Origin of the sequence: Variovorax sp. Sphag1AA (assembly GCF_014192575.1) — a bacterium.
Classification (GTDB): domain Bacteria; phylum Pseudomonadota; class Gammaproteobacteria; order Burkholderiales; family Burkholderiaceae_C; genus Variovorax.
Map to the genome: position 1 here is coordinate 14,188 of NZ_JACHYC010000004.1, position 22,838 is coordinate 37,025.

A 22,838-nucleotide genomic window follows, 5' to 3' on the forward strand; every position below is an offset into this window, starting at 1 on the left:
CGAACCTGCCCCGGTTCAACATGAACTCCCCACGGATTCGGCGGTGAACTCCCGGCCCTCGACGCGCTCGAGCTGCCGCAAGCACACCGGTTGTTGGCTCTTCACGGCGTGCGCCAGGAGGAATCGGTCGCCGTCGGACAGCCCGAAGGCGTTCATGCGCACCGTGTTGCCCTTGGCCGTGTACAGGCACATGGCTTCCTCGCCACACATCTCGTAGCGGGTGACGACCGACATTAGGTTCTCGGGGCCGGACTGCTTCGCGGCCGCCGGCGCCAGCGTGTCTGCACCGCGGTTGGGATTGCCCGCGGCGATCAGGTCGGCCGCCTTCTGCAGCTTGGCCTCCTCGGCTTGGGCCGCAGAACTGGCTGCGACCGTCGCTGGCCCACCTGGTGCAGCACCGGGCGGGCAATCGAGCGCTTCGCCCTTGTCATTGCGCTGCGTCGAGTAGCCCTGCACTTTGAAGATGTTCGGGTTCACGGTCTTCTGGATGCCCGTGAGGCACACGGCGTGACCGCCGCGCTGGGCCGCCAGCAGCGCGTTGGCGCCGCGCTCGTCGACCTTGCGCTCGTCCAGTTCGTAGTAGGCCTCGGTGCCTATGCCGCCTTGCGCATCGCGCGCCCGCATGCAGTACAGCTGGTGCTTGCTGCAGTGGTACGGGTCGTTGTGGCCAGTGGCAAAGTCCTGGATGACCACCGCCTTGCGCCAGGTGCCGCTGGCCGAGAGCCGATCGGTCTCGGCTTGCTGGGCCGCCTGCGCCTTGCCTTGCTGGGCCTCGCGCTTGAGCATCAAGTCTGTTTGCGCGGCGATACGCAAGTACTGAATGGAGCCGTTCACATCGACGTTGGTGCGCACCACGTAGTCCTTGCCGCCCTCCTCCTTCTGGATGCGGTAGTTCACGCTCTTGCGCACCGGATCGGCGGTCAGCGGCCCCTGGTTCCAGAGCTGAAAGGCGGCCACATCGGCTTGCTGCTGGGCCAGATCCTTGCGCGGGTCCGGACCACCAAAGGCCGCGGACAGGCCTGCGATGTTGCCCATGATGTTCAGCAGCGGGCTCTCCATGGCTGCCACGTACCTTGCCATCTGGGCGGGCCGGTCCTTGGGTGCCTGCACGGTGTAGGTGACCTTGCAGCTGCGAGTCTTGAGCTTGTCGTCGTAGGCCGTGACCTCGGGCGCATCCAAGGTGATGGTGGCCAGGTCACTGGTCTTGTAGCTCACGCCCTTGAGGTTGTCGTCGTGCGCCTGGGTCACCATTTGCAGCATCGAGCGGGTGACCTCCGCATCGTTGCAGGGCGGGGCTTCGGGGTCGCAGCCCGTGAGAAGCAGCATTGCACTGGCGGTAGCGATGAAAGCAGAAACGGCTTTTCTCGCAGACCAACTGTTTCTATTGATGTTCATGTTGCGAATCCTATTTTTGGTTGTCACTAATGATGTATTTGAAGCTCATTAATAAATACAGAATGAGGAAAAGTTGGCCGACGCAAGTGCCGTCGCACAGGCAGTCTCCACGTTGACTGACTCACTAATGATATTCAAACACCGTGGCTTCAAACGCCTCATCTGAGAACGATCGACTAGATGTCTCGTTCACAAGCCACAAGTAAACACCTCACACTCCGATCGCTGTTCGCAAGGAATGTGCGAATGGCGCGCATCCATTTGGGGCTGTCGCAAGAAAAGCTCGCACTCGAATGTGGGCTGGACCGCACCTTTGTCGGGAGCTTGGAGCAAGGCATCCGCAACATCTCGATCGACAACATCGAGCTGATCGCGAAAGCCCTTCGCATTCCGGCCGATGAAATGCTGAGCCCTACGCTGGCAACGGATCGAGGATTTGATCCGACGCTCACACGAGCACCTCGATCTACTAGCACAAACGCGATCAAGCGTCGTCGGGGACGAGCTAGCAAGCACTAGATATTGGAAGGTCCGCATCTCAGTACTCGCTGGGGAGGAGCAACGTGGTGACTGCACGATCCGCTTCGGTGATAACCCACACTGTTCGGTCTGCCAGGTCATCCGCAAGCTCGCGAATCGGTTGATCGTGGCGCCTGCCAGTCCCCAGTGGAAGCCGGTAGACGGACATGAGCCGAGCGCCGTGCTTTAGCGCCTCGACGTTCGTCTGCACGTCTTCTGGATCGCAATCACCCCAATCTCCGGTGACATGCAGCGCCAGTAGCTTGTCTGGTTCAGTTTGAGTCTGCTTGAGTAGATCCAATGCACCTCGGGTCGCGACCACCTGCCCCAGCGGGAACAGCGGCAAACGGTTCAGGTCGAGAGCGGCGGCAAGAAAAGGAATCATCGCAAAGTACCTTTCAAAGTTGAAAGCGCCCATGCGGCAGCGCGCCCGGCCCGTATGGGACGAGGCGTGCAGCTACAAAAAGTGGGAGAAAGGGCGCGGGGTTTTGGAAATGAAAACAGCCGCAAGGGCACCCCGGTTAAGGGGCCGCTTGCGGCTGCTTTTGGCCCGCCCGCGCCATGGCCGGCGGGGCGTACGGGTATGGGCTTAGCTGGCTAGTGCCGGCCGGGCTTGCCCGTGGGGGCAGTATACCATAAATGTGACATTTTGTGTCAACAATCGAGAGGCGGCGGTATTTCGGAGCCCCAGCGAGGAAAGCGGAGTTTTCGCACCTGCGGGCGGCCCCGGGCGGCCGGGCGGCCGGGCGGCTGGGCGGCTGGGCGGCTGGGCAGTAGTGCAACCATGCCCAACACGAACCACTACAAACCACCAGCTTTTAGGGCACCGTTAGGGCACGGGGCGGCAAAATGAAACGGGGGTTAGCAGGCACTTACCGGCTAACCCCCGTCATTATTGGTCGGTGTGAAAGGATTCGAACCTTCGACCCCTTGCACCCCATGCAAGTGCGCTACCAGGCTGCGCCACACACCGAAGCCTCAGATTATAGCCGCCCGAATTCAGTGACTCGGAGTCAACAGCGCACGAATTTCGTTGAGCTCGCGTCGAAGATGAAGCAGCTGCGACACGTCCACCGTACGAGATGGCTGCGGCTGCGCGTCCTTGTCGTCCTGCATGGCGGCGTCGAATTCCTCCTGGTCGATCTCGACCGCTTCCATTCCTTCGAGGGGGACATCGTTGCCGGCCTTGCGTCGCTCGCGCTCGGACTGGACCAACTCCTGCAACTTGTTCCGGGCACCACTGATGGTGAATCCCTGGTCATACAGCAGATCGCGGATGCGGCGGATCATCAGCACCTCGTGGTGCTGGTAGTAGCGGCGGTTGCCGCGCCGCTTCATCGGTCGCAGTTGCGTGAACTCCTGCTCCCAGTAGCGCAACACATGCGGCTTGACGCCGCACAGCTCCCCGACCTCACCGATCGTGAAGTAGCGTTTGACGGGAATCGGCGGGAGGGCTTTCTCCATTGAAATCAGGGCGGTGCGAGCGAAACCTCAGAGATTACTCCACCTCCGAGTGCCCAAACAAGAAACTTACTCCGCGCCGAGGCTCCATTCGACTTCTTGCGGCGCTTCCTCGGAGATGCTTCCGTGGATTTGTTCCTTGAGCTTGGCGCTCGCATGGAAAGTCGCTACGCGACGCTCGCCGATGGGGATTGCTTCTCCTGTACGCGGATTGCGCCCCGGGCGAGGCGCCTTCACGCGAATCTGGAAGTTGCCGAAGCCCGAAATCTTGACGTCCGTGCCTTCGATCAGGCTGCTGGCGATCAAATCGAAAAAGGCCTCGACCATGTCCTTGGACTCGCGCTTGTTCAGGCCGATCTGCTCGAACAGCAGATCCGCCAGGTGCGCCTTGGTCAATGCCGGCGTTTCGAGGGCTTCGAGCGTGAATTCCATGGCGTTCATACCCGCAGACGCGCGCCGAGCCTGGCGCCGAGTTGAGCAACGATCGCATGCACTGCCGCCTCGACCTGCTCGTCTGTAAGCGTCGCCGCATCGCTGTTGAAACTGAGCCGCACGGCCATGCTCTTTTCGCCCGGAGCCAGGCCGCCCGCCGCAGCGACGCTGCCATCACGAGCAACGACCGGACGGTAGATATCGAAGAGCGACAGTTCGCGCAGCAGACTGCCGTCCGCGACTTCGCGGATCGCACTCATCAGCGCATCGTGGGTGACCGATTCCGCGACGACGACGGCGATGTCGCGCTCCACAGCCTGGTGCTTTGCCACCGGCTGCGCGACAGGCACGGGCCGCGCGACGACAGCATCCAGATCGAGCTCGAACAGCACCGGCGCATGGGCAAAGTCCCACTTCTGGCGCCAGCGTGGATGCAATTCGCCGACGACGCCGATCTCATGTCCGTCCACGAGGACGCGGGCTGCGCGGCCCGGGTGCAAGGCCGGATGCTCGACGGGCGCGAAAGTCGCGACACACGGCGCGAGCAGCGCCTCGAGATCGCCCTTCACGTCGAAGAAATCGGTGCGGCGTCCCTTGCCCTCCCAGCGCGCCTCTTCGCCATCGCCCCAGGCGAGGCCCGCGACACGCATCGGCTGGTGAATGCCCTGGACGGTGCTGTCGGTCGTCTTGACCTTGTCGTCGCGCAGGAAGACACGGCCGATCTCGAACACGCGGGCACGTGCGGCCCTGCGGTCGACGTTGAACTTGAGAACCTGCAGCAGCGAGCCCATCAGCGAAGAGCGCATCACGCTCATCTGGCTCGCGATCGGATTCAGCAGCTTGATGGGGTTGGCGTTGCCGGCGAGCTCGTGCTCCCAGTGCTCCTCCACGAAGCTGAAGTTGATCGTTTCCTGATAGCCCAAGGACGCGAGCGCTTGACGAACCGATGAGCGGCTCCGGCGCGCTTCAGGCCGGATGCGCGCAGTGATCGGCGCCAGCGGCGGAGTCGTGGGCAGGTTGTTGTAGCCCACGAGCCGGGCGACCTCTTCGATCAGGTCTTCCTCGATCACCAGATCGAACCGATGCGGCGGCGGCGTGATCACCAACGTGCCGTTACCCTCCTCGACCGGCAGCGCAAGGCGGCGCAGTGCGTCGGCGCATTGAGCCTGCGTCAGAGGCATGCCGATGACGCGCGCTGCGCGCTCGACACGCAAGGTGACTGGCTTGGCCTCCGGCAGGCGCAGCGTCTGGTCGTCGATCGGACCCGCCTCACCACCGCAGATCTCGACGACCAGTTGCGTGATCCGCTCGATGATCGCCACGGTACGACTCGGATCGACCCCGCGCTCAAAACGGTGGCCCGCGTCCGTCGAGAAGTTGAAGCGCCGCGAACGGCCTTGCACACTCTCCGGCCACCAGAAAGCGGCCTCGATGTAGATGTTGCGTGTGTCGTCGGAGACTGCCGTCGCGTCGCCGCCCATGATGCCGGCGAGCGATTCGACCTCGCGGTCATCGGCAATGACACCGACCTTTTCATCGACGGTGACCGTATTGCCATTCAACAGCTTGAGCTGTTCGCCAGGCTTGCCCCAGCGCACGACGAGGCCGCCGTGGATCTTGTCGAAGTCGAAGATGTGCGAGGGCTGGCCGTACTCGAACATCACGTAGTTCGAGATGTCCACGAGCGGCGAGACACTGCGTTGCCCACAGCGTGCCAGCCGATCGATCATCCACGCCGGGGTTGCGACCTTGGTATCGACGCCGCTGACGACACGGCCGGAGAAACGGCCGCACAGTTCGGGCGCTTCGACCTTGACCGGCAGCTTTGCCGACGCGGTCGTCGCCACCGGAGTGATCGCGGGGGTCTTGAGCGGTGCGCCGGTCAGCGCGGCGAGTTCGCGCGCGATGCCGTAGACGCTCAGGCCATGCGCCAGGTTGGGCGTCAGTTTGAGCGTGAGCAGCGCATCGTCGAGCTTCAGCACCTCGCGAATATCGGCGCCGATGGGCGCATCGGCGGCGAGTTCGAGCAGACCGCCGTGGTCGTCGCTCAGCTTGAGTTCACGCGCCGAGCACAGCATGCCCTGGCTCTCGACGCCGCGGAGCTTGCCCAGCTTGATCGAGAACGGCTTGCCATCTTCGCCCGGAGGCAATTCGGCGCCCACAAGCGCCAACGGCACCTTGATCCCAGCGCGCGCATTCGGTGCACCGCACACGATGTTGAGCAAAGCGCCCTGCCCCGCGTCCACCTGGCACACGCGCAGGCGATCGGCATTGGGGTGCTGGGCAGCCTCCTTGATCTCGCCGACCACGACCTTCGAGAAGGGCGGCGCCACCGGCCGGCGCTCCTCGACTTCGAAGCCGCCCATCGTGAGCGTTTCGGCCAGTTCGGCACTGCTGAGCGGCGGGTTGCAGAACTCGCGCAACCAGGACTCGGGAAATTGCATCTCGTCGATCTCGTTCTGTTTACTGGAATTGGCTCAGGAAGCGAAGGTCGCCATCGAAGAAGAGGCGAAGGTCGTTGACCCCATAGCGCAGCATCGTGAGCCGGTCTGGCCCCATGCCGAAGGCGAAGCCGATATAGCGCTCCGGATCGAGGCCCATGTTGCGCACGACGTTCGGATGCACCTGGCCCGAACCGGCGACTTCGAGCCAGCGACCAGCCAGCGGGCCGCTTTGGAACTGGATGTCGATCTCGGCGCTCGGCTCGGTGAAAGGGAAGAAGCTCGGGCGAAAGCGCAGGATCAGGTCGTCGCTTTCGAAGAAAGTGCGGCAGAAGTCGGTGAAGACGACCTTCAGGTCCTTGAAGCTCACGTTCTCGCCGAGCCAGAGGCCTTCGCACTGGTGGAACATCGGCGAATGCGTCGCATCGCTGTCGACGCGGTAGGTGCGCCCCGGTGCGATCACGCGGATCTCAGGCGCCTTGACGGTACCCGTAGCGTCGCTCGCTGCAGCTTCGAACTGTGCGGCGTACCTCTTGATGTGCTGATGCGCATACCGAACCTGCATCGGGCTGGTATGCGGACGCAAGTTGTAGGGGATGCCATCCTCGCCGTTGATGTCCACGTAGAAGGTGTCCTGCATCGACCGCGCGGGATGGTTCGGCGGGTTGTTGAGCGACGTGAAGCTGTGCCAGTCGCTCTCGATCTCAGGGCCGTCGGCGACGTCGAAGCCCATGCTGGAGAAGATGGCTTCGATACGCTCCATGGTGCGGCTCACCGGGTGAAGACCACCCGTGACGCGGCGCCGACCCGGCAGCGTGACGTCGAGTGCCTCGGCGCGGAGCTGCACAGCCAGTTCCTCATCGGCGAGTTGCTGGCGACGCTCGGTGAGCGCTGCCTCGATGCCCTGTTTGGCGACATTGATCGCAGCACCGCGGGTCTTCTTCTCGTCGACGCTCAGGGCAGCCATGCCCTTCATCAACTCGGTGACGCGGCCCGATTTGCCGAGAAACTGCGCCTTGGCATTTTCGAGTTCGGCGGGCGCCTTCGCGTCAGCAAAGGCGGCGCGTGCGGTTTCGACCAGGGAGTCCAACTCGTTCATGGGGGAATACTTCGACGTAAAAAGAAAAGCGCGCTGGAGAACGATGAAAAAAGGGCTGGTGCCCTTTCAAGCGCCAGCCCTTGTGCCGTGGGCGCAGGGAGCCGTCACGAGACGGCAACCTGCTTGCGGAATCAAGCAGCCAGCTTGGCCTTGACCTGCTCCACGATGCCGGCAAAAGCGGCCTTGTCGTGCACGGCGATATCGGCGAGGACCTTGCGGTCGATCTCGATACCGGCCTTGCGGATGCCGTTGGCGAACTGGCTGTAGGTCAGGCCCAGTTCACGGGAAGCGGCATTGATACGCGCAATCCACAGTTGGCGGAACACGCGCTTCTTGTTGCGGCGGTCGCGATATGCATATTGGCCAGCCTTCATCACCGCCTGCTTGGCGATGCGGAAGACATTGCCGCGGCGACCACGGAAACCCTTGGCGAGTGCGAGAACCTTCTTGTGGCGGGCGCGAGCCGTTACACCACGTTTGACGCGAGGCATGTGTGTACTCCTTGTTCGTCTGGATTAAATGCCGCTACCGGGCAACATCGCGGCCATCGAAACCATGTTGGTCTCGTGCACTGCCGTTGCACCACGCAGGTGACGCTTGTTCTTGGTGGTCTTCTTCGTCAGGATGTGACGCTTGAAGGCTTGACCGCGCTTGACGGTGCCACCGGGACGAACGCGGAAACGCTTTTTCGCGCTGCTCTTGGTCTTCATTTTGGGCATGTGAATGCTCCTTTAGTTTGTGCTCGTGAGGCGCCGCGGATACTCCACGGACTTGTTGGCCCCGAGACACTTCTTCATCCCACCCTGCCTGTACCGAAGTACCGACAGTGGCGAAATCCCTTCAATAACCTCTACCCGACGAGCCTTAGGCCGCGGCGGGGGCAGCCGAGGGCTCTGCTGCAGGCTTTGCCGCTCCGCCAGCCTTCCTGCGGCCCGGCGCGATCATCATGATCATCTGCCGACCCTCGAGCTTCGGGAACTGCTCCACGATGATCGAGTCGCCGAGTTCATCGCGGATGCGCTGCAACAGCGCCAAGCCGAGTTCCTGGTGCGTGATCTCGCGACCGCGGAAACGGAGCGTGATCTTGCACTTGTCGCCATCGTCAAGAAAGCGCCGGATGTTGCGCATCTTGATGTTGTAGTCACCGTCGTCTGTACCAGGCCGGAACTTGACTTCCTTGACTTCAATGACCTTCTGCTTCGACTTCGCTTCGGCCGCCTTCTTCTGCTCGTGGTACTTGAACTTACCGTACTCGATCAGCCGGCAGACCGGCGGGTTGGCCGCAGCCACGACCTCCACCAGATCCACGTCCTGCTCGCCGGCCAAGCGCAGTGCCTCGGCAAGGCTCACGACTCCCAATTGCTCGTTGTCCGGCCCGATGAGGCGGACTTCCGGGGCCATGATTTCCCGGTTCAGGCGGTGTTGGCGTTCCTCGCGGTGGCGGCGGTCGCGAAATGCAGTAGCGATGGTCAGATCCTTCAAACAATTTGCTACAAAACCGTAGCGGGTACCGAAGCGTTCGCGCTCACAAGCCGGGTTGATCGAAAAATCGGCCCTTGAATTTGTTCAAATTCAAAGCTTGTGCTGGATGTCGTGAGCGATCTTTTGGGAGAACGCCTCGACCGACATGGCACCGAGATCAAGATTGCCTCGGGCGCGCACTGCGACGGCTCCAGCTTCCTTCTCCTTGTCGCCCACGACGAGGATGTAGGGAAGCTTTTGCAACGAATGCTTCCGTATTTTATACGTAATCTTTTCGTTGTGCAGATCGAGCAAAACTCTAAGCCCTTGATTTTGCAGCGTTTTCGCAACTTGAGATGCGTAGTCGGCCTGACCTTCACTGATATTGAGCACCGCGACCTGCACAGGAGCGAGCCAAGACGGCATTGCGCCCGCGTGGTGCTCGATCAGCATGCCGATGAACCGCTCGAGGCTGCCCACGATCGCGCGGTGCAGCATGACCGGGTGCGAGCGCCCGCTCGTCTCGTTCACGAACTCGCCGCCGAGGCGTTCAGCCGTGTTGAAGTCGACCTGCATCGTGCCGCACTGCCACTGGCGGCCAATGGCGTCCTTGAGCGTGTACTCGATCTTGGGGCCATAGAACGCCCCATCTCCAGGGGCAATCACGAACTCAACGCCGGAGCGACGCAGCGCCTCCATCACGGCATGCTCGGCCTTGTCCCATAGCTCGTCGGAACCGACCCTGTTATCGGGCCGCGTCGCGACCTTGTAGAGGATGTCCGTGAAGCCGAAGTCCGCATAGACCTTCTGGAGTTGCGCCGTGTACGCCACGCATTCCTCGAGGATCTGGTCTTCCGTGCAGAAGATGTGGCCGTCGTCCTGCGTGAATCCGCGCACGCGCATGATGCCGTGCAGCGCCCCGCTCGGCTCGTTGCGATGGCACTGTCCGAACTCGCCGTAGCGCAGCGGCAGGTCCCGATAGCTACGCAGATCGGACTTGAAGATCAACACGTGGCCAGGACAGTTCATCGGCTTGAGCGCGTAGTCGCGTTTCTCCGATTCCGTCACGAACATGTTTTCGCGGTAGTTCTGCCAGTGCCCCGTCTTCTCCCACAAGCTCTTGTCGAGGATCTGCGGGCCCTTGACCTCCTGGTACCCCGTGTCCTTGTAAACCTGCCGCATGTACTGTTCGACCTGCTGCCACACGGCCCAGCCTTTGGGATGCCAGAACACGACGCCAGGCGCGACTTCGTCAATGTGGAACAGGTCGAGTTCCTTGCCGAGCCGGCGGTGATCGCGCTTCTCGGCTTCTTCGATTCGCTTGATGTAGTCGTCGAGCTGCTTCTTGTCGGCCCAGGCCGTGCCGTAGATGCGTTGCAATTGCTCGTTCTTCGCATCGCCGCGCCAGTACGCGCCCGCCAGCTTCGTCAGCTTGAAGACCTTGAGGAACCGCGTATTCGGCACGTGCGGGCCGCGGCACATGTCGACGTACTCTTGGTGGTAGTAAAGGCCCATCGCCTTCTCGTCGGGCATGTCTTCGACGAGACGCAGCTTGTAATCTTCGCCGCGCGTTTTGAAGACCGAGATGACTTCGTCACGCGGCGTCATCTTCTTGATGACGTCGTAGTCCTGCGCGATCAGTTCGCGCATTCGCTTCTCGATCGCCTCCATGTCCTCGGGCGTGAAGGGGCGCTCGTAGGCGATGTCGTAGTAGAAGCCTTCCTCGATCACAGGGCCGATCACCATCTTTGCCGTCGGATAGAGCTGCTTCACTGCATGGCCGACGAGGTGGGCCGTCGAGTGGCGAATGATCTCGAGCCCCTCTTCATCCTTCGGCGTGATGATCTGCAGCTTGGCGTCGCGATCGATCACGTCGCTGGCGTCGACCAGCCGGCCGTCGACCTTGCCTGCGACGGTCATCTTCGCGAGGCCGGGGCCGATGGACTTGGCAACGTCGGCCACGGAAACCGGGCCGGGAAACTCACGGCGGGAGTTGTCGGGAAGCGTGATCTGAATCATTGAAAAACCTCGGGCGAGAAAACAAAAAAGCGCGGTACTCGACCGCGCTTTGCTTGGGTTGATGCACCGGAATCCGGCATGCGCGGCCTACCGGCCTTCTCCTTCGGGGAAAAGACCGCTGAATGCGTGCGGCGTAGTTCGCGGTGTCATAACCAAGGTGCCTTTCTCGCTCTTGTTGCTGCTGAGATGGAACGCGCGATTCTATCCGCGAGTGGCTCAGGATGCCGGCGCTGCGTTCTTGAGGCCCAGGACGTCGATCGATTCGATCGTCGGCGGCTTGGCAAACAGGTCGGGCGCCTTGGCCATGAGCGCCTTCGCGATCTGGCCGTTCAGATGTGCCTGGCGGCCGTCTTCAGTCTCGAAGGCATCGAAAACGCCGAAGGTGCTCGGCGAGAGGCGCAAGGCGAACCAGATGGGCGTGGTTTTCTCGTCGCGCGACATCGCAAGGCCAGCTTCGAGGAATTGCTGGACTTCGGCTTCCTTGCCCGGCTTGGCCTCAAGGCGGGCGAACAGTGCGTACTTGATCATGCTTTCTCCTTTGGATGCGGTTGCGCGGAAGTGCGACGACCGTGATGAACTCTAGGCCGCCCCCTGCAATCGTCCTATTGGCATTTTTGACGTCTTTGCTATCGTTATTGCCATGAAGATTCACGTACTCGCTCTGGACGACGTGTTCGACACAGGGCTTGCCACGACCCTCGACGTTTTCACCACCGCGAACGAGTTGGCGGGCATGCTCGAACTCGACGTTGCGCGCTTCGACGTTTGCACCGTTGGCCTTCGAAAAAAAGTCAGCACGGCGCAAGGCCTTCGAGTTCCGGTCAGGCAGGCTGCCGAGCTCGCCGATCCGGACTGGACCGTCATTCCGGCGATCGGAGAAAAGATGCCCGATGGCCTGCAGACGGCGCTACGCCGCAAGGACATCGCCGATGCGGCGGGCCTGCTTCGAGAGCAGGCAGCATCGGGCACAAAGATCGCCGCGGCTTGCATCGGGACCTTCGTGCTTGCCGAATCCGGTCTGCTCGACCAGCAGCAGGCGACCACGACATGGTGGCTCTCTTCGCTGTTTCGCCAGCGCTACCCCACCGTTCGGCTCGACGAGTCGCGCATGCTCGTCAGTTCCGGACCCTTCGTGACCGCGGGAGCCGCACTGAGCCACGTCGACATGGCGCTCTTCCTCGTGCGTCAGGCGAGCCCCGAACTCGCGACGCTGGTCGCCAGATACCTGATCGTCGACTCCCGACCGTCCCAGTCTGCGTACGTCATCACGGATCACCTGAGCCATTCGGATCCGACCGTCGAACGCTTCGAGCGCTGGGCCCGCGGGAGGCTCGCCGATGGCTTTTCACTCGACGAAGCTGCCTCCGCCGCCGGAACCAGCAAGCGCACCCTCGCACGGCGCATGCAGCAGGTGCTCGGCAAGACGCCCCTTTCCTACTTCCAGGATCTTCGTGTCGAGCGCGCGGTTCATCTTCTGAAGACGAGCGACAAGAGTCTGGAGCAGATCGCAAGCCTCGTCGGCTATGCCGAAGGCGTGACGCTGCGAAGCCTGCTTCGCCAGCGGCTCGGACGCGGCGTGCGCGAACTGCGCAAGTTCGAATAGCGCCCCCTCCAAGAAAAAATCCCCGTGGATTGCCCACGCGGGGATTTCTTCAGTGACCGAGAAAGCAGATCAGTGGAACTGCTCTTCTTCGGTCGAGCCGGTCAGCGCCTTGACGCTCGACGAGCCGCCCTGGATGACCGTAGTCACGTCGTCGAAGTAGCCCGCGCCGACTTCCTGCTGGTGCGACACGAAGGTGTAGCCTTGTTCGCGCGCTGCGAATTCGGGCTCTTGAACCATCTCAACGTAGTGCTTCATGCCTTCGCCGTTTGCATACGCATGAGCGAACTTGAAGGTGTTGTACCAGTTGACGTGGATGCCCGCGAGCGTGATGAACTGGTACTTGTAGCCCAGCGCCGAGAGTTCGTCCTGGAACGCAGCGATGGTCTTGTCGTCGAGGTTCTTCCTCCAGTTGAACGACGGCGAGCAGTTGTACGACAGCAGCTTGCCGGGGCTCGCCGCGTGCACAGCCTGGGCGAACTCGCGGGCAAAGCCGAGGTCCGGCGTGCCGGTTTCGCACCACACCAGGTCGGCGTACGGCGCGTAGGCGACACCGCGGCTGATGGCTTGCTCGAGGCCGTTCTTCACGCGGTAGAAGCCTTCCTGCGTGCGCTCGCCGGTCAGGAACGGCTTGTCGTTCGCGTCATGGTCGGAGGTGATCAGGTTGGCCGCTTCAGCGTCCGTCCGGGCCAGCACGATGGTCGAAACGCCCATCACGTCGGCGGCGAAGCGCGCGGAGATCAGCTTCTCGCAAGCTTCTTGTGTCGGCACGAGCACCTTGCCGCCCATGTGGCCGCACTTCTTGACAGCAGCGAGCTGGTCTTCGAAGTGCACGCCGGCAGCGCCCGCTGCGATCATGTTCTTCATCAGTTCGAAGGCGTTGAGCACGCCGCCGAAACCGGCTTCAGCATCGGCCACGATCGGCAGGAAGTAGTCGATGAATTCCTTGTCGCCGGGGTTGATGCCGCGCGACCACTGGATCTCGTCGGCGCGCTTGAAGGTGTTGTTGATGCGGCGAACCATGGTCGGCACCGAGTCGTACGCATAGAGCGACTGGTCGGGGTACATGGTTTCGGAGGAGTTACCGTCGGCGGCGACTTGCCAGCCCGAGAGGTACACGGCTTCGAGGCCGGCCTTGGCCTGTTGCATCGCCTGACCAGCGGTGATGGCGCCGAACGCGTTGACGTAGCCCTTGCGGGCACCGCCGTTGATCTTTTCCCAGAGCTTCTCGGCGCCGCGGCGAGCGAGCGTGTACTCGATCGGCAGCGAACCACGCAGACGCACGACGTCGGCGGCGCTGTAGCCGCGCTTCACACCCTTCCAGCGGGGGTTGGTGGCCCAGTCTTTTTCGAGGGCGGCGATCTGCTGTTCGCGGCTGAGTTGTTCGGTGAGGGTCTGAGGCATGGTCACTCCGAGAGTTGTTGAAAGGGTCGGTCGCTTCGCGTCCTTGGCGTCTACTGTACGTGGACGCGAGACTCTTATGTCTTATAGAAGAGTTATTTTTGACTCAACAAAATCAACAACTTACGCATCTTTTTCTCAATGAGAAATTATTTTTCTTGTATTGAGAAAAAATATTGCGGCGCAACACATTAACTTTTTACATTGTGGAAGTGCTTTTACGGCGTGAAAAGGAGGACACGCGCCCTCACGCTCGCGACATCCAGTCGCCGCTCGCGATGACCGGTCTGCCCTCGATGCGCGCCGGATGGATCTCATACACAAGACAGGCGATCGGTCGACCGGCCACCTCCACCACGACTTCTCGACGGATGTACTCCCCAGAGCCGTCGGGCTTCACTTCCTCGAGCGCGTCGAGCTGCACTTCGAGTGCCGGAGTGATCCGGTAGATCTCGCCCTTGATGCGCGCCGGCCCACCGAGCACCGCGCCAGGGTACGCATCGAGATCGAACAGCGTGCCTGCGATCTCGCCATCTCCTACCCGCTGCGGCGCCGGAGAAAACCGCGAAATATCGTTGCTGCCGCCGCAGCGCAGCGTGCCGTAGACGAACACATGACGGGCTGTGGGATCGGGTTGCGGCATCATCCAAGTACTCCTCGCTACGTTCGCCACTCTATTGAACACCGCACTTCCGGCGCCTCGCCGCCTTGTCGCCTACGGCTGCCTCGCGCTAAGCATGTCGCTCGTCGGCAGCTACGTTGCTCTCTCCAAGCCGCTGGTCGCTGCTTTCCCGGTCCTGCTTCTGGCATGGCTGCGCTTCGGCATCGCGGCGCTCGCGATGCCGCACTGGCTTCGCCGTCCTGCTGACGAACCGCCGATGACGGCACACACGCGCGGCCTCGTCTTCCTCGAGTCCTTCCTCGGCAACTTCATGTTTTCGATCTGCATGCTCTTCGGCGTGAGCCTCACGAGCGCAGTGTCGGCCGGCGTGATCATGGCCTCGATTCCGGCCGTGGTGGCGATCGGCAGCTGGCTCTTCTTGCGCGAACGCATCACTGCGCGCGTCGGCCTCGCGATCGCATGCGCGGCCTTCGGCATCGGGCTGCTCGCTCTTGCACCTGCGCAAGCCGCGACGCACGGCTCCGGCACGTCGCCGGGCAGCTTGCCTTGGCTGGGCAACCTGCTCGTCTTCGCGGCCGTGGTGTGCGAAGCCTCGTATGCGGTGATCGGCAAGTCGCTCACGGGACGGCTCGGGCCCAAGCGCATCTCGTCGCTCATCAACCTCTGGGGCTTCATCCTCTCGACGCCCTTCGGCATCTGGTTCGCGCTGCGCTTCGACTTCGGTGCCGTGCCGATGGGCCTCTGGGGATTGCTCGTGGTGTACGCACTCGCAGCGAGCATCTGGACCGTATGGCTCTGGATGACTGGGCTCAAGGGCGTACCCGCGTCGCAGGCGGGCGTGTTCACCGTGATGCTGCCGGTGAGCGCTGCACTGGTCGGCGTCGTGGTGCTCGGCGAGAGTCTCTCGATGCCACAAGTGCTCGCGTTTGCGCTCGCATTGCTCGGCGTCGTGCTCGCGACATGGCCCGCTCGACGCGCCTGAAGGCGCTCTCAGAGTGCCTCCAAGGGAAAACGCTGTGCTTCTTCCCTCTGAAAAAACAACAACTCCCAATGAAAAAACCCCTTTTTCCCTTGGAAACGCGTTTCTTCTCCTTTAGCATCCGCAATGCCGGTGAAGAGACACACTCTCATTGGTGAAAGCGTTCAACCAAAAAAGGAAATCAACCATGGCAACTGCAAAGAAGGCTCCGGCCAAGAAAGCGCCGGCAAAGAAGGCGGCTCCGGCCAAGAAGGCCGCGGCGCCCGCGAAGAAGGCTGCTCCTGCAAAGAAGGCAGCACCCGCCAAGAAGGCCGCTCCGGCCAAGAAGGCTCCTGCGAAGAAGGCTCCCGCCAAGAAGCGCACTCCGAACGCTGCGTTCATGAAGGCACTGACCCCCAGCCCGGCACTCGCCGCTGTTGTGGGCTCGACGCCTCTGCCGCGCACCGCCGTGGTGAGCAAGCTGTGGGACTACATCAAGAAGAACAACCTTCAAGACAAGGCCAACAAGCGCAACATCAACGCCGACGCCAAGCTGAAGGAAATCTTCGGCAAGCCGCAAGTGTCGATGTTCGAACTGGCTTCGCTCATTGGTAAGCACGTCAAGTAAGCACAGAGCGTCTTGCACGCTCCACAAAAAAAGCCGGCAACCGCCGGCTTTTTTTCGTCTGCGCAAAGGGCGTGCTATCGCGCCTGCGCTGCCTTCCTGATTGCGCTCAGTGTTCCTCGGGTGGTGATGACCTCGGGGTCGAGCGGAATCTCGATCAGCGTGCCCGTATCGGCCGCCAGCGCCCGCTGCAGCGCACCTTCGAACTGCGCGGTCTCGGTGACCCGCTCCGCCGCGTAGCCATAGGCCCTCGCGAGCGCACAGAAGTCCGGATTACGCAGCTCCGTACCGCTCACCTTGGTCGGGTACTCGCGCTCCTGATGCATGCGGATGGTGCCGTACATGCCGTTGTTGAGCAGCACGATGATGCTCTTGCCGCCGTGCTGCGAAGCTGTCGCGAGTTCCTGTCCCGTCATCAGGAAGTCCCCGTCGCCCGCGATCGTGAAGGCGACACGCCCCGTTGCCAGGTTCGCCGCGATGCCCGCCGGCACGCCGTAACCCATCGCGCCGCTGGTCGGCGCGAGTTGCGTCTTGGCGCCCTTCGTGAGCCCGTGATAGCGGAAATAGCGATGCACCCAGCTCGCGAAGTTGCCGGCGCCGTTGGTGATTGCGGCGTCTGGCGGAAGGTGCTTCTGCAGCAACTGGACCACCGCCACCATGTCGACCGCGCCGCGCGGCGTCTCCGCCGGCAAGCCGGCGAGCGACTGCGGTTCGAGGTTCGCCAGGTAGTCCGCATTCGCTGATGCGGTCCACGCTTCCCAAGGCAGCTCGGTCGGCGCGCTCAGCACTTCGAGGCTACGCGCGGCCGCGCTCATGCCGGCGTTGATCGCGAGATCGGCCTGATAGACGCGATTGAGTTCCTCCGCGCTGGCATGGATGTGCACCAGCGTCTGCTTCGGCTTCGGCGCCTCGAGGAGCGTGTAGCCGCTGGTCGTCATCTCGCCGAGCCGCGGACCGATGGCCAGGATCAGATCGCTCTGCCGCACCCGCTCCGCAAGCTTCGGATTGATCGCGATACCAACATCGCCCGCGTACAGCGGATGGTGGTTGTCGAACGTGTCCTGGAAGCGGAACGCATTCGCCACCGGCAGCTTCCAGTTTTCGGCAAAGCGTTGGAGTGCCTGCGCAGCCTGCTGAGTCCACCCGCCGCCGCCGGCGATCACGAGCGGACGCTGCGACTTCAGCAGCAGTTCGCGCAGCGTGCGCAACGCGCCAGGGTCGCTCCAAGGCTCGACGGCCTCTACGCGGCGCAGCGGACGCGATGTCGTGCTGCTGCGCAGCATGTCCTCCGGCAACACCAGCACCACCGGCCCGGGGCGCCCATTCATGGCCGTCGCAAATGCGCGCGCGATGTACTCCGGGATTCGATTCGCATCGTCGATGCGTTCCACGCGCTTGGCGAAGCCCTTGGTGCTCGGCCCGAAGAAGCTGCCGTAGTCGACTTCCTGGAAGGCCTCCCGATCGCGGAAGTCGCTGCCGACATCGCCAACGAAGAGCACCATCGGCGTCGAATCCTGGAACGCGTTGTGCACGCCGATCGATGCGTTGGTGGCACCCGGCCCGCGCGTGACGAAGCACACGCCCGGCCTTCCGGTCAGCTTGCCGTGGGCCTCGGCCATGAACGCCGCACCGCCCTCCTGGCGATTCACTATGAAGCGGATGCGATCGCCGTATTGATGAAAGCCGTCGAGCACCGCGAGAAAGCTCTCGCCCGGTACACCGAAGGCCAGCTCGACCCCCTGCTCGATCAGGCACTCGACAATCAGGTGCCCTGCGGGTTGTGGTGAGCTCATGTGCGATGCGCCTCTCTGCTTCAAATGGGGTTCGCGAATTATCGGCGTGCCTCCCCCTGCTTGCCCGCTTGCCTTAATTCCCCATCTGGTTAAATTCGCCGCATGAAACCCCGCCGCACTCAAGCGCAGACCGAACCGCGCTCGCGCGATGCCGACCGCTCCCAGCTCGCGATCCTCGCCTCGGCGCGCGACGAGTTCTCGCAACGCGGACTCGCGGGCGCGCGCATGGACAGCATCGCCGAGCGCGCGGGCCTCAACAAGCGGCTGATCTACTACTACTTCGGAAGCAAGGACGATCTCTTCCTCGCGGTGCTCGAAGGCACCTACGCAAGCATCCGACAGGCAGAACAGCGGCTGCACCTCGAAGACGTGGAGCCAGTCGAAGCGATCCGCCGCCTAGTCTCCTTCACCTGGCACTACTACCTCGAACACCCCGAGTTCATCACGCTGCTCAACAGCGAGAACCTGCACCGCGCGGTGCACCTGAAGCGCTCCGAACGCATCCAGGAGATGAACTCCCCGCTGATCGAGCTGCTCGACGACGTGCTCGATCGCGGGCGGCGAAGCGGCGTCTTTCGCGATGGCATCGATCCGGTGCAGCTCTACATCTCGATCGCCTCGCTCTGCTACTTCTACCTCTCGAACAACGACACGCTGTCGACCATCTTCGGCCGCGACCTGCGCACCCCCAAGGCGATGGCGCAACGCCTCTCGCACATGACCGATCTGGTGCTCGGCTACGCGCTGCGCTGATTCGGGTATCTCCTAGGCAGCGGTCGTTGACTGCAGCGGGGACCGGTTTCTAGAATCGTTTAATTCACTTTCCGGTGAATTGGAACGCGCGGTTCGACCGCGATGCCAACGGCTTCACGCTCAACCCACCTGCTCTCGTCGATGCTTCGCAACCTGCTGCTTTCACCCGCACTGAGGCCCTTCCTGCTGATCCTGATGCTGCTGGTGCTGTGGGACATCGTGATCCGGGTGTTCAAGATCCCGCCCTACCTCATCCCCCCGCCGATGCAGGTCGTGCACCAGTTGATCGCCGAATGGCCGCGCCTCATCGCCGAAAGCTGGAAGACCACGCTCGCCACCCTCGGTGGCTTCGGCCTCACCATCCTCATCGGCATTCCGATCGCGATGGTGATCGCCTACTCACGCGTGGTGGAGTCCTACGTCTACCCGCTGCTGGTGTTCTCGCAGAGCATCCCCAAGGTCGCGATCGCGCCGCTCTTCGTGGTGTGGTTCGGCTTCGGCATCTTTCCGAAGGTGATCTCGGCCTTCCTGCTCGGCTTCTTCCCGGTGGTCGTCTCGACGGTGATGGGCTTCAAGTCGGTCGAGCCCGACATGCTCGATCTCGCACGCTCCATGGGTGCGACGCGTCTGCAGACCTTCTTCAAGATCAGCCTGCCGCAGGCGCTGCCGGCGATCTTCAGCGGGTTGAAGGTGTCGGTGACGCTGGCGGTGGTCGGTGCGGTGGTCGGCGAATTCGTCGGCTCCAACTCCGGCATCGGCTACGTGCTGCAGGTCGCCAACGGCAACTTCGACCTTCCGCTCATGTTCGCCGCGCTGGTGGTGCTCTCGACCATCGGCGTGCTGCTCTTCGTCGCAGTCGATCTCGTCGAGCGGCTGATGATCCCGTGGCACGCCTCCCAGCGCCACGCCAACTGAGTTCCGTTGCAAACCACTCTTCCAGGAGACAAACCATGAAGAAGATGCTTACGACCCTCCTCGCCGGCGCTGCCGCCGCGGTGGCACTCGCGGTGACACCCGCCCAGGCGCAGAACAAGCCGGCGGACAAGGTCACGCTGATGCTCAACTGGTACCTCTACAGCGAACACGCGCCGTTCTTCCTCGGCAAAGAGCGCGGCTACTTCGCGGAAGAAGGCATCGACCTCGACATCCAGGAAGGCCGCGGCTCCGCGGTCACCGCGCAGGCCGTCGCAGCCAAGTCGGCCACCTTCGGCTACATCGACGTCACGACCATGATCAAGGCCGCCGCCAAGGGCGCGCCGCTGAAGTCCACCGGCGTGCTGTTCCAGGTGAGCCCGATGTCGGTCATGGGATTCAGCGAGAAGGGCATCAAGACGCCCAAGGACGTCATTGGCAAGACGGTCGCGACCACGCCGGGCGATTCGATGTCGCAGATGTGGCCGGTCTTCCTCAAGGCCAACAACATCACGCCGGACCAGGTGAAGGTCATCTCGGGTGATGCGCAGACCAAGCTCAATGCGGTGGCCAACGGCCAGGCCGACCTGCTGCTGGGCTATGTGATGGACCAGGCGATCAAGCTGCAGGACGCGACCGGCAAGCCGGTGACGCCGATCCGCTTCGCCGACTCGGGCGTGAACCAGATCAGCTCCGGAATCATCACCAACAAGAACCTGCTGACCGAGAACCCCGATCTGGTGAAGCGATTCATGCGCGCCGCCACCCGCTCGGCCGAAGCCGCAGAGAAGGAGCCGGAAGCCGCCGTCGACGCGATGCTCAAGGCCAACCCCAAGGCCGGCGTGCGCGACACGCTCATCATCGGCCTCAAGCAGAGCACCGCGCTCTATCACACCAAGGACACGGCCAACCAGCGTCCGTTCCGGGTGGCAATGAAGAACGTCAACGACTCGCTGGACCTGCTGGTGCAGTACGGCGGGATGGATGCTTCGACACGCGGCAAGCCTGAGGACTACGTCACTCTCGACTTCCTTCCGAACTGATGACTCGCGCGCTTCAACTCTCCCATCGCTCCAATGTCCACTGATGTCCTGATCGAAGCGCGCGGCGTCTCGAAGATCTATCAAAGCAAGGACGGCCCGGTCGAATCGCTGAAGCCGCTGGACTTCTCGATTCGCGAAGGCGAGTTCGTCTCCGTCGTCGGCCCGTCCGGCTGCGGCAAGAGCACGCTGCTGAAGATGGTGGCGGGCCTGCTGCCGATCAGCGGCGGAATGCTCACCCTTGCCGGACACCCGATCAAGGGACCGCAGAAGGACGTCGGCATCGTCTTCCAGAGCGCGGTCCTGCTGGCCTGGCGCAGCGTCGAAGACAACATCCTCCTGCAAGCCGAAATCCGCCATCTGCCCAAGGAAGCGTCGCGGCAACGTGCACGCGAACTGATGAAGATGGCCGGCCTCACCGGCTTCGAAAAGAAGTACCCCTGGCAGCTCTCCGGCGGCATGCAGCAGCGCGCATCGATTTGCCGCGCCCTGCTGCACGACCCCTCGGTGCTGCTCATGGACGAGCCGTTCGGCGCACTCGACGCGATGACGCGCGAGAAGATGAACCTCGAACTGCAGCGCATCTGGTCGGCATCGAAGAAGACCGTGCTGCTGATCACGCACAGCATTCCGGAAGCGATCTTCCTGTCCGACCGCGTGGTCGTGATGAGCGAGCGCCCGGGCTCCATTGCAGCGATCTACGACATCGACCTGCCGCGCCCGCGCCCCCTCGACGTGATGGGCACGGAGCGCTTCGCCGAGTACGCCCGTACGCTGCGCGCGCATTTCTTCGCACAAGGGCACCTGGACGCCCACTGAGGTTCGCCGTGAGTGCTGTCCCGTCCTCCGCACCCCGCCTGCGTGTGCTCGCCGTCGAATTCGGCGTGCGCGCGATGTCGCTGCGGCTGCCGTTCAAGTTCGGCGCATCGACGCTGACACGCTGCCCGCAGGTCTTTGTGCGCGCCACCGTGGACTGCGGGCCGCACGGGATCGCTGACGGCTGGGCTGCAGAGTTGATGGTGCCGCGATGGTTCGACAAACGGGCGGATCGAAGCCAGGCCGACAACGTACGCGATCTGCAGCACGCGCTGGAATCCGCATCCGCCGCCTACACCCGGGGCACCCCGACGACCGCCTTTGCACTCTTCGCGCAAAACTACGACGCACTGATGCACCACGGCAAGGCAACGGGTGCGACCGCGCTTTCCACAGCCTTCGGACAAGCGGTGATCGACCGCGCGGTGATCGACGCGCTCTGCCGCAGCCTTCAGTTGCCGATGCATGCGGCCTTCCGCGACAACCTCGTCGGTCTTTGCGACGCGCCGCTGACGCAGGACCTTCAGGGCTGGGACTGGGATGCGTGGCTCTCCACGTTGGCGCCCACTCACGATCTGCACGCAAGACACACCGTCGGCATGCTGGATGCACTGGAAGGCGACACGGATGACGCCAAGGGACTGCTGGTCAGCCTCCCCGCCGTCGTGCGCCACTACGGTCACCGCTATTTCAAGATCAAGCTCGGCGGCAACCCTGCAGCCGATCTCGCACGGCTCGACGACGTCCTCGCCACGCTCGACAGGGTCGCACCGGGCCACCATTTCACCCTCGACGGCAACGAGCAGTATGCGGACCTGCAGGCCCTGAAGGCGCTCTGCGAGGGCTTGCGCGCACTGCCACGCCTCGCCAAACGCCCAGAAGCACTGCTCTATCTTGAGCAACCGCTGCCACGCGACGCGAGCATGGACCCGGCGCTAAGCCAACTCCAGCCACCGGCCCCACTGCTGCTCGATGAGGCCGACGGCACGCTCGACGCCTTCCCGCTGGGCCGCAATCACGGCTGGCGCGGCGTATCGAGCAAAGGGTGCAAGGGCATCTACAAGGCTGTCATCAATCGCGCGCGCTGCGATCAATGGAACCTCGCGCCCGGCCACAAAGCCGACCGCTGCTTCATGTCGGCAGAAGACCTGACCTGCCAGGCCGGACTCGCGGTGCAGCAGGATCTCGCGCTTGCCGCGCTGCTCGGCCTCTCGCACTGCGAACGCAACGGTCACCACTACGTCGACGGCTTCGGCGACGCACCGGATGTGGAGCAAGACGCCTTCGCAAAGGCGCATCCCGACCTTTACGAAACCACCGCCGGGCGTCCGCGCCTGGCGATCCGCAACGGCCGCATCGAAGCCGCATCGCTCGACCGCCCAGGCTTCGCGCACGCGGCCAACCCTGATTTCACGAGCCTGCTGCCGCTCCAGCAGGCGCCCTCGCTGGTGTAGGCGCCACGCGCCCTTCCCGCCCCTCAAGGAGAAAACC

The 22,838-nt window shown here is 62.9% G+C and carries 23 protein-coding genes and 1 tRNA gene; 9 read left to right on the forward strand and 15 right to left on the reverse strand.

Annotated features, from left to right (window positions below):
* Positions 1 to 15: 15 nt before the first annotated feature.
* Positions 16 to 1,395 (reverse strand): hypothetical protein, encoded by a 1,380-nt coding sequence (locus FHW64_RS16045; protein WP_184527987.1) that lies wholly within the window; start codon positions 1,393 to 1,395, stop codon positions 16 to 18.
* A 180-nt stretch (positions 1,396 to 1,575) separates the two neighbouring features.
* Here FHW64_RS16045 and FHW64_RS16050 point away from each other — a divergent pair, with 180 nt between their 5' ends.
* Positions 1,576 to 1,914 (forward strand): helix-turn-helix domain-containing protein, encoded by a 339-nt coding sequence (locus FHW64_RS16050; RefSeq protein ID WP_184527989.1) that lies wholly within the window; start codon positions 1,576 to 1,578, stop codon positions 1,912 to 1,914.
* A gap of 19 nt (positions 1,915 to 1,933) precedes the next feature.
* Here the strand turns inward: FHW64_RS16050 and FHW64_RS16055 are convergent, their stop codons facing one another.
* From FHW64_RS16055 to FHW64_RS16105, 11 genes are all read right to left on the reverse strand, one after another.
* Positions 1,934 to 2,332, reverse strand: coding sequence for a type I restriction endonuclease subunit M (locus FHW64_RS16055; RefSeq protein WP_260304641.1), 399 nt, complete (start codon positions 2,330 to 2,332; stop codon positions 1,934 to 1,936).
* A 478-nt stretch (positions 2,333 to 2,810) separates the two neighbouring features.
* Positions 2,811 to 2,887, reverse strand: a tRNA-Pro gene (locus tag FHW64_RS16060).
* Between the two features lie 26 nt (positions 2,888 to 2,913).
* A complete protein-coding gene (locus FHW64_RS16065) occupies positions 2,914 to 3,378 on the reverse strand; it encodes a MerR family transcriptional regulator (RefSeq protein WP_184527991.1) in 465 nt (154 codons plus the stop codon).
* 66 nt (positions 3,379 to 3,444) lie between these two features.
* Complete coding sequence (locus tag FHW64_RS16070; RefSeq protein WP_184527993.1) at positions 3,445 to 3,816, reverse strand: integration host factor subunit alpha; 372 nt, start codon at positions 3,814 to 3,816, stop codon at positions 3,445 to 3,447.
* Positions 3,813 to 6,251 carry a phenylalanine--tRNA ligase subunit beta gene (gene pheT / locus FHW64_RS16075; protein ID WP_184527995.1) on the reverse strand — a complete coding sequence of 813 codons (2,439 nt, stop codon included), beginning with the start codon at positions 6,249 to 6,251 and terminating at the stop codon, positions 3,813 to 3,815. The genes FHW64_RS16070 and pheT overlap by 4 nt, the downstream gene beginning before the upstream one ends.
* Positions 6,252 to 6,270: 19 nt before the next feature.
* On the reverse strand, positions 6,271 to 7,347 hold the full coding sequence (gene pheS / locus FHW64_RS16080; RefSeq protein WP_184527997.1) for a phenylalanine--tRNA ligase subunit alpha: 1,077 nt from the start codon (positions 7,345 to 7,347) through the stop codon (positions 6,271 to 6,273).
* Between the two features lie 131 nt (positions 7,348 to 7,478).
* Positions 7,479 to 7,838 carry a 50S ribosomal protein L20 gene (rplT, locus tag FHW64_RS16085; RefSeq protein ID WP_088957598.1) on the reverse strand — a complete coding sequence of 120 codons (360 nt, stop codon included), beginning with the start codon at positions 7,836 to 7,838 and terminating at the stop codon, positions 7,479 to 7,481.
* Positions 7,839 to 7,862: 24 nt separating this feature from the next.
* Positions 7,863 to 8,066 (reverse strand): 50S ribosomal protein L35, encoded by a 204-nt coding sequence (gene rpmI, locus FHW64_RS16090; protein ID WP_028253491.1) that lies wholly within the window; start codon positions 8,064 to 8,066, stop codon positions 7,863 to 7,865.
* A 145-nt stretch (positions 8,067 to 8,211) separates the two neighbouring features.
* The gene (gene infC / locus FHW64_RS16095; protein ID WP_260305536.1) at positions 8,212 to 8,820 is read right to left on the reverse strand and encodes a translation initiation factor IF-3; all 609 of its coding nucleotides are present in this window, start codon (positions 8,818 to 8,820) and stop codon (positions 8,212 to 8,214) included.
* Between the two features lie 99 nt (positions 8,821 to 8,919).
* Positions 8,920 to 10,827, reverse strand: coding sequence for a threonine--tRNA ligase (gene thrS, locus FHW64_RS16100; protein ID WP_184528001.1), 1,908 nt, complete (start codon positions 10,825 to 10,827; stop codon positions 8,920 to 8,922).
* Positions 10,828 to 11,043: 216 nt separating this feature from the next.
* Positions 11,044 to 11,355 (reverse strand): putative quinol monooxygenase, encoded by a 312-nt coding sequence (locus tag FHW64_RS16105; RefSeq protein ID WP_184528003.1) that lies wholly within the window; start codon positions 11,353 to 11,355, stop codon positions 11,044 to 11,046.
* A 112-nt stretch (positions 11,356 to 11,467) separates the two neighbouring features.
* On the opposite strand from FHW64_RS16105, the gene FHW64_RS16110 reads away from it, so the two are divergent.
* Positions 11,468 to 12,430 (forward strand): GlxA family transcriptional regulator, encoded by a 963-nt coding sequence (locus FHW64_RS16110; RefSeq protein ID WP_184528005.1) that lies wholly within the window; start codon positions 11,468 to 11,470, stop codon positions 12,428 to 12,430.
* A gap of 69 nt (positions 12,431 to 12,499) precedes the next feature.
* Here FHW64_RS16110 and aceA read toward each other — a convergent pair whose 3' ends face one another.
* Together aceA and FHW64_RS16120 are read right to left on the reverse strand one after the other, a co-directional pair.
* The gene (aceA, locus tag FHW64_RS16115) at positions 12,500 to 13,831 is read right to left on the reverse strand and encodes an isocitrate lyase (protein WP_184528007.1); all 1,332 of its coding nucleotides are present in this window, start codon (positions 13,829 to 13,831) and stop codon (positions 12,500 to 12,502) included.
* 244 nt (positions 13,832 to 14,075) lie between these two features.
* On the reverse strand, positions 14,076 to 14,474 hold the full coding sequence (locus FHW64_RS16120; protein WP_311733315.1) for a gamma-glutamylcyclotransferase family protein: 399 nt from the start codon (positions 14,472 to 14,474) through the stop codon (positions 14,076 to 14,078).
* A gap of 91 nt (positions 14,475 to 14,565) precedes the next feature.
* Here FHW64_RS16120 and FHW64_RS16125 point away from each other — a divergent pair, with 91 nt between their 5' ends.
* The gene (locus FHW64_RS16125; protein ID WP_260304733.1) at positions 14,566 to 15,432 is read left to right on the forward strand and encodes a DMT family transporter; all 867 of its coding nucleotides are present in this window, start codon (positions 14,566 to 14,568) and stop codon (positions 15,430 to 15,432) included.
* 184 nt (positions 15,433 to 15,616) lie between these two features.
* Positions 15,617 to 16,036, forward strand: a complete 420-nt coding sequence (locus tag FHW64_RS16130; RefSeq protein ID WP_093161618.1) for an SWIB/MDM2 domain-containing protein — start codon at positions 15,617 to 15,619, stop codon at positions 16,034 to 16,036.
* Positions 16,037 to 16,110: 74 nt separating this feature from the next.
* Here the strand turns inward: FHW64_RS16130 and FHW64_RS16135 are convergent, their stop codons facing one another.
* Positions 16,111 to 17,826 carry a thiamine pyrophosphate-binding protein gene (locus FHW64_RS16135; RefSeq protein WP_184528011.1) on the reverse strand — a complete coding sequence of 572 codons (1,716 nt, stop codon included), beginning with the start codon at positions 17,824 to 17,826 and terminating at the stop codon, positions 16,111 to 16,113.
* 102 nt (positions 17,827 to 17,928) lie between these two features.
* On the opposite strand from FHW64_RS16135, the gene FHW64_RS16140 reads away from it, so the two are divergent.
* From FHW64_RS16140 to FHW64_RS16160, 5 genes are all read left to right on the forward strand, one after another.
* Entirely contained in the window at positions 17,929 to 18,579 is a 651-nt protein-coding gene (locus FHW64_RS16140; RefSeq protein ID WP_184528013.1) for a TetR family transcriptional regulator, read from the forward strand.
* Positions 18,580 to 18,720: 141 nt separating this feature from the next.
* The gene (locus FHW64_RS16145; protein ID WP_184529135.1) at positions 18,721 to 19,494 is read left to right on the forward strand and encodes an ABC transporter permease; all 774 of its coding nucleotides are present in this window, start codon (positions 18,721 to 18,723) and stop codon (positions 19,492 to 19,494) included.
* Positions 19,495 to 19,529: 35 nt separating this feature from the next.
* Positions 19,530 to 20,534: an ABC transporter substrate-binding protein gene (locus FHW64_RS16150; RefSeq protein WP_184528015.1), complete on the forward strand. Its 1,005-nt coding sequence runs from the start codon at positions 19,530 to 19,532 to the stop codon at positions 20,532 to 20,534.
* Between the two features lie 33 nt (positions 20,535 to 20,567).
* Complete coding sequence (locus tag FHW64_RS16155; protein ID WP_184528017.1) at positions 20,568 to 21,350, forward strand: ABC transporter ATP-binding protein; 783 nt, start codon at positions 20,568 to 20,570, stop codon at positions 21,348 to 21,350.
* Between the two features lie 8 nt (positions 21,351 to 21,358).
* Complete coding sequence (locus FHW64_RS16160) at positions 21,359 to 22,801, forward strand: hypothetical protein (protein ID WP_221210387.1); 1,443 nt, start codon at positions 21,359 to 21,361, stop codon at positions 22,799 to 22,801.
* The last annotated feature ends 37 nt before the right edge of the window (positions 22,802 to 22,838 follow it).

Coding starts and splice junctions, on each gene's coding strand:
- FHW64_RS16110 (WP_184528005.1), top strand. CDS start 11,468: ATGAAGATTCACGTACTCGCTCTGGACGACGTGTTCGACACAGGGCTT.
- FHW64_RS16065 (WP_184527991.1), bottom strand. CDS start 3,378: ATGGAGAAAGCCCTCCCGCCGATTCCCGTCAAACGCTACTTCACGATC.
- FHW64_RS16155 (WP_184528017.1), top strand. CDS start 20,568: ATGTCCACTGATGTCCTGATCGAAGCGCGCGGCGTCTCGAAGATCTAT.
- FHW64_RS16130 (WP_093161618.1), top strand. CDS start 15,617: ATGGCAACTGCAAAGAAGGCTCCGGCCAAGAAAGCGCCGGCAAAGAAG.
- FHW64_RS16050 (WP_184527989.1), top strand. CDS start 1,576: ATGTCTCGTTCACAAGCCACAAGTAAACACCTCACACTCCGATCGCTG.
- FHW64_RS16125 (WP_260304733.1), top strand. CDS start 14,566: ATGTCGCTCGTCGGCAGCTACGTTGCTCTCTCCAAGCCGCTGGTCGCT.
- rpmI (WP_028253491.1), bottom strand. CDS start 8,066: ATGCCCAAAATGAAGACCAAGAGCAGCGCGAAAAAGCGTTTCCGCGTT.
- FHW64_RS16070 (WP_184527993.1), bottom strand. CDS start 3,816: ATGAACGCCATGGAATTCACGCTCGAAGCCCTCGAAACGCCGGCATTG.
- FHW64_RS16120 (WP_311733315.1), bottom strand. CDS start 14,474: ATGATGCCGCAACCCGATCCCACAGCCCGTCATGTGTTCGTCTACGGC.
- rplT (WP_088957598.1), bottom strand. CDS start 7,838: ATGCCTCGCGTCAAACGTGGTGTAACGGCTCGCGCCCGCCACAAGAAG.
- FHW64_RS16105 (WP_184528003.1), bottom strand. CDS start 11,355: ATGATCAAGTACGCACTGTTCGCCCGCCTTGAGGCCAAGCCGGGCAAG.
- FHW64_RS16045 (WP_184527987.1), bottom strand. CDS start 1,395: ATGAACATCAATAGAAACAGTTGGTCTGCGAGAAAAGCCGTTTCTGCT.
- aceA (WP_184528007.1), bottom strand. CDS start 13,831: ATGCCTCAGACCCTCACCGAACAACTCAGCCGCGAACAGCAGATCGCC.
- FHW64_RS16150 (WP_184528015.1), top strand. CDS start 19,530: ATGAAGAAGATGCTTACGACCCTCCTCGCCGGCGCTGCCGCCGCGGTG.
- FHW64_RS16145 (WP_184529135.1), top strand. CDS start 18,721: ATGCTTCGCAACCTGCTGCTTTCACCCGCACTGAGGCCCTTCCTGCTG.
- FHW64_RS16140 (WP_184528013.1), top strand. CDS start 17,929: ATGAAACCCCGCCGCACTCAAGCGCAGACCGAACCGCGCTCGCGCGAT.
- pheT (WP_184527995.1), bottom strand. CDS start 6,251: ATGCAATTTCCCGAGTCCTGGTTGCGCGAGTTCTGCAACCCGCCGCTC.
- pheS (WP_184527997.1), bottom strand. CDS start 7,347: ATGAACGAGTTGGACTCCCTGGTCGAAACCGCACGCGCCGCCTTTGCT.
- FHW64_RS16055 (WP_260304641.1), bottom strand. CDS start 2,332: ATGGGCGCTTTCAACTTTGAAAGGTACTTTGCGATGATTCCTTTTCTT.
- thrS (WP_184528001.1), bottom strand. CDS start 10,827: ATGATTCAGATCACGCTTCCCGACAACTCCCGCCGTGAGTTTCCCGGC.
- FHW64_RS16135 (WP_184528011.1), bottom strand. CDS start 17,826: ATGAGCTCACCACAACCCGCAGGGCACCTGATTGTCGAGTGCCTGATC.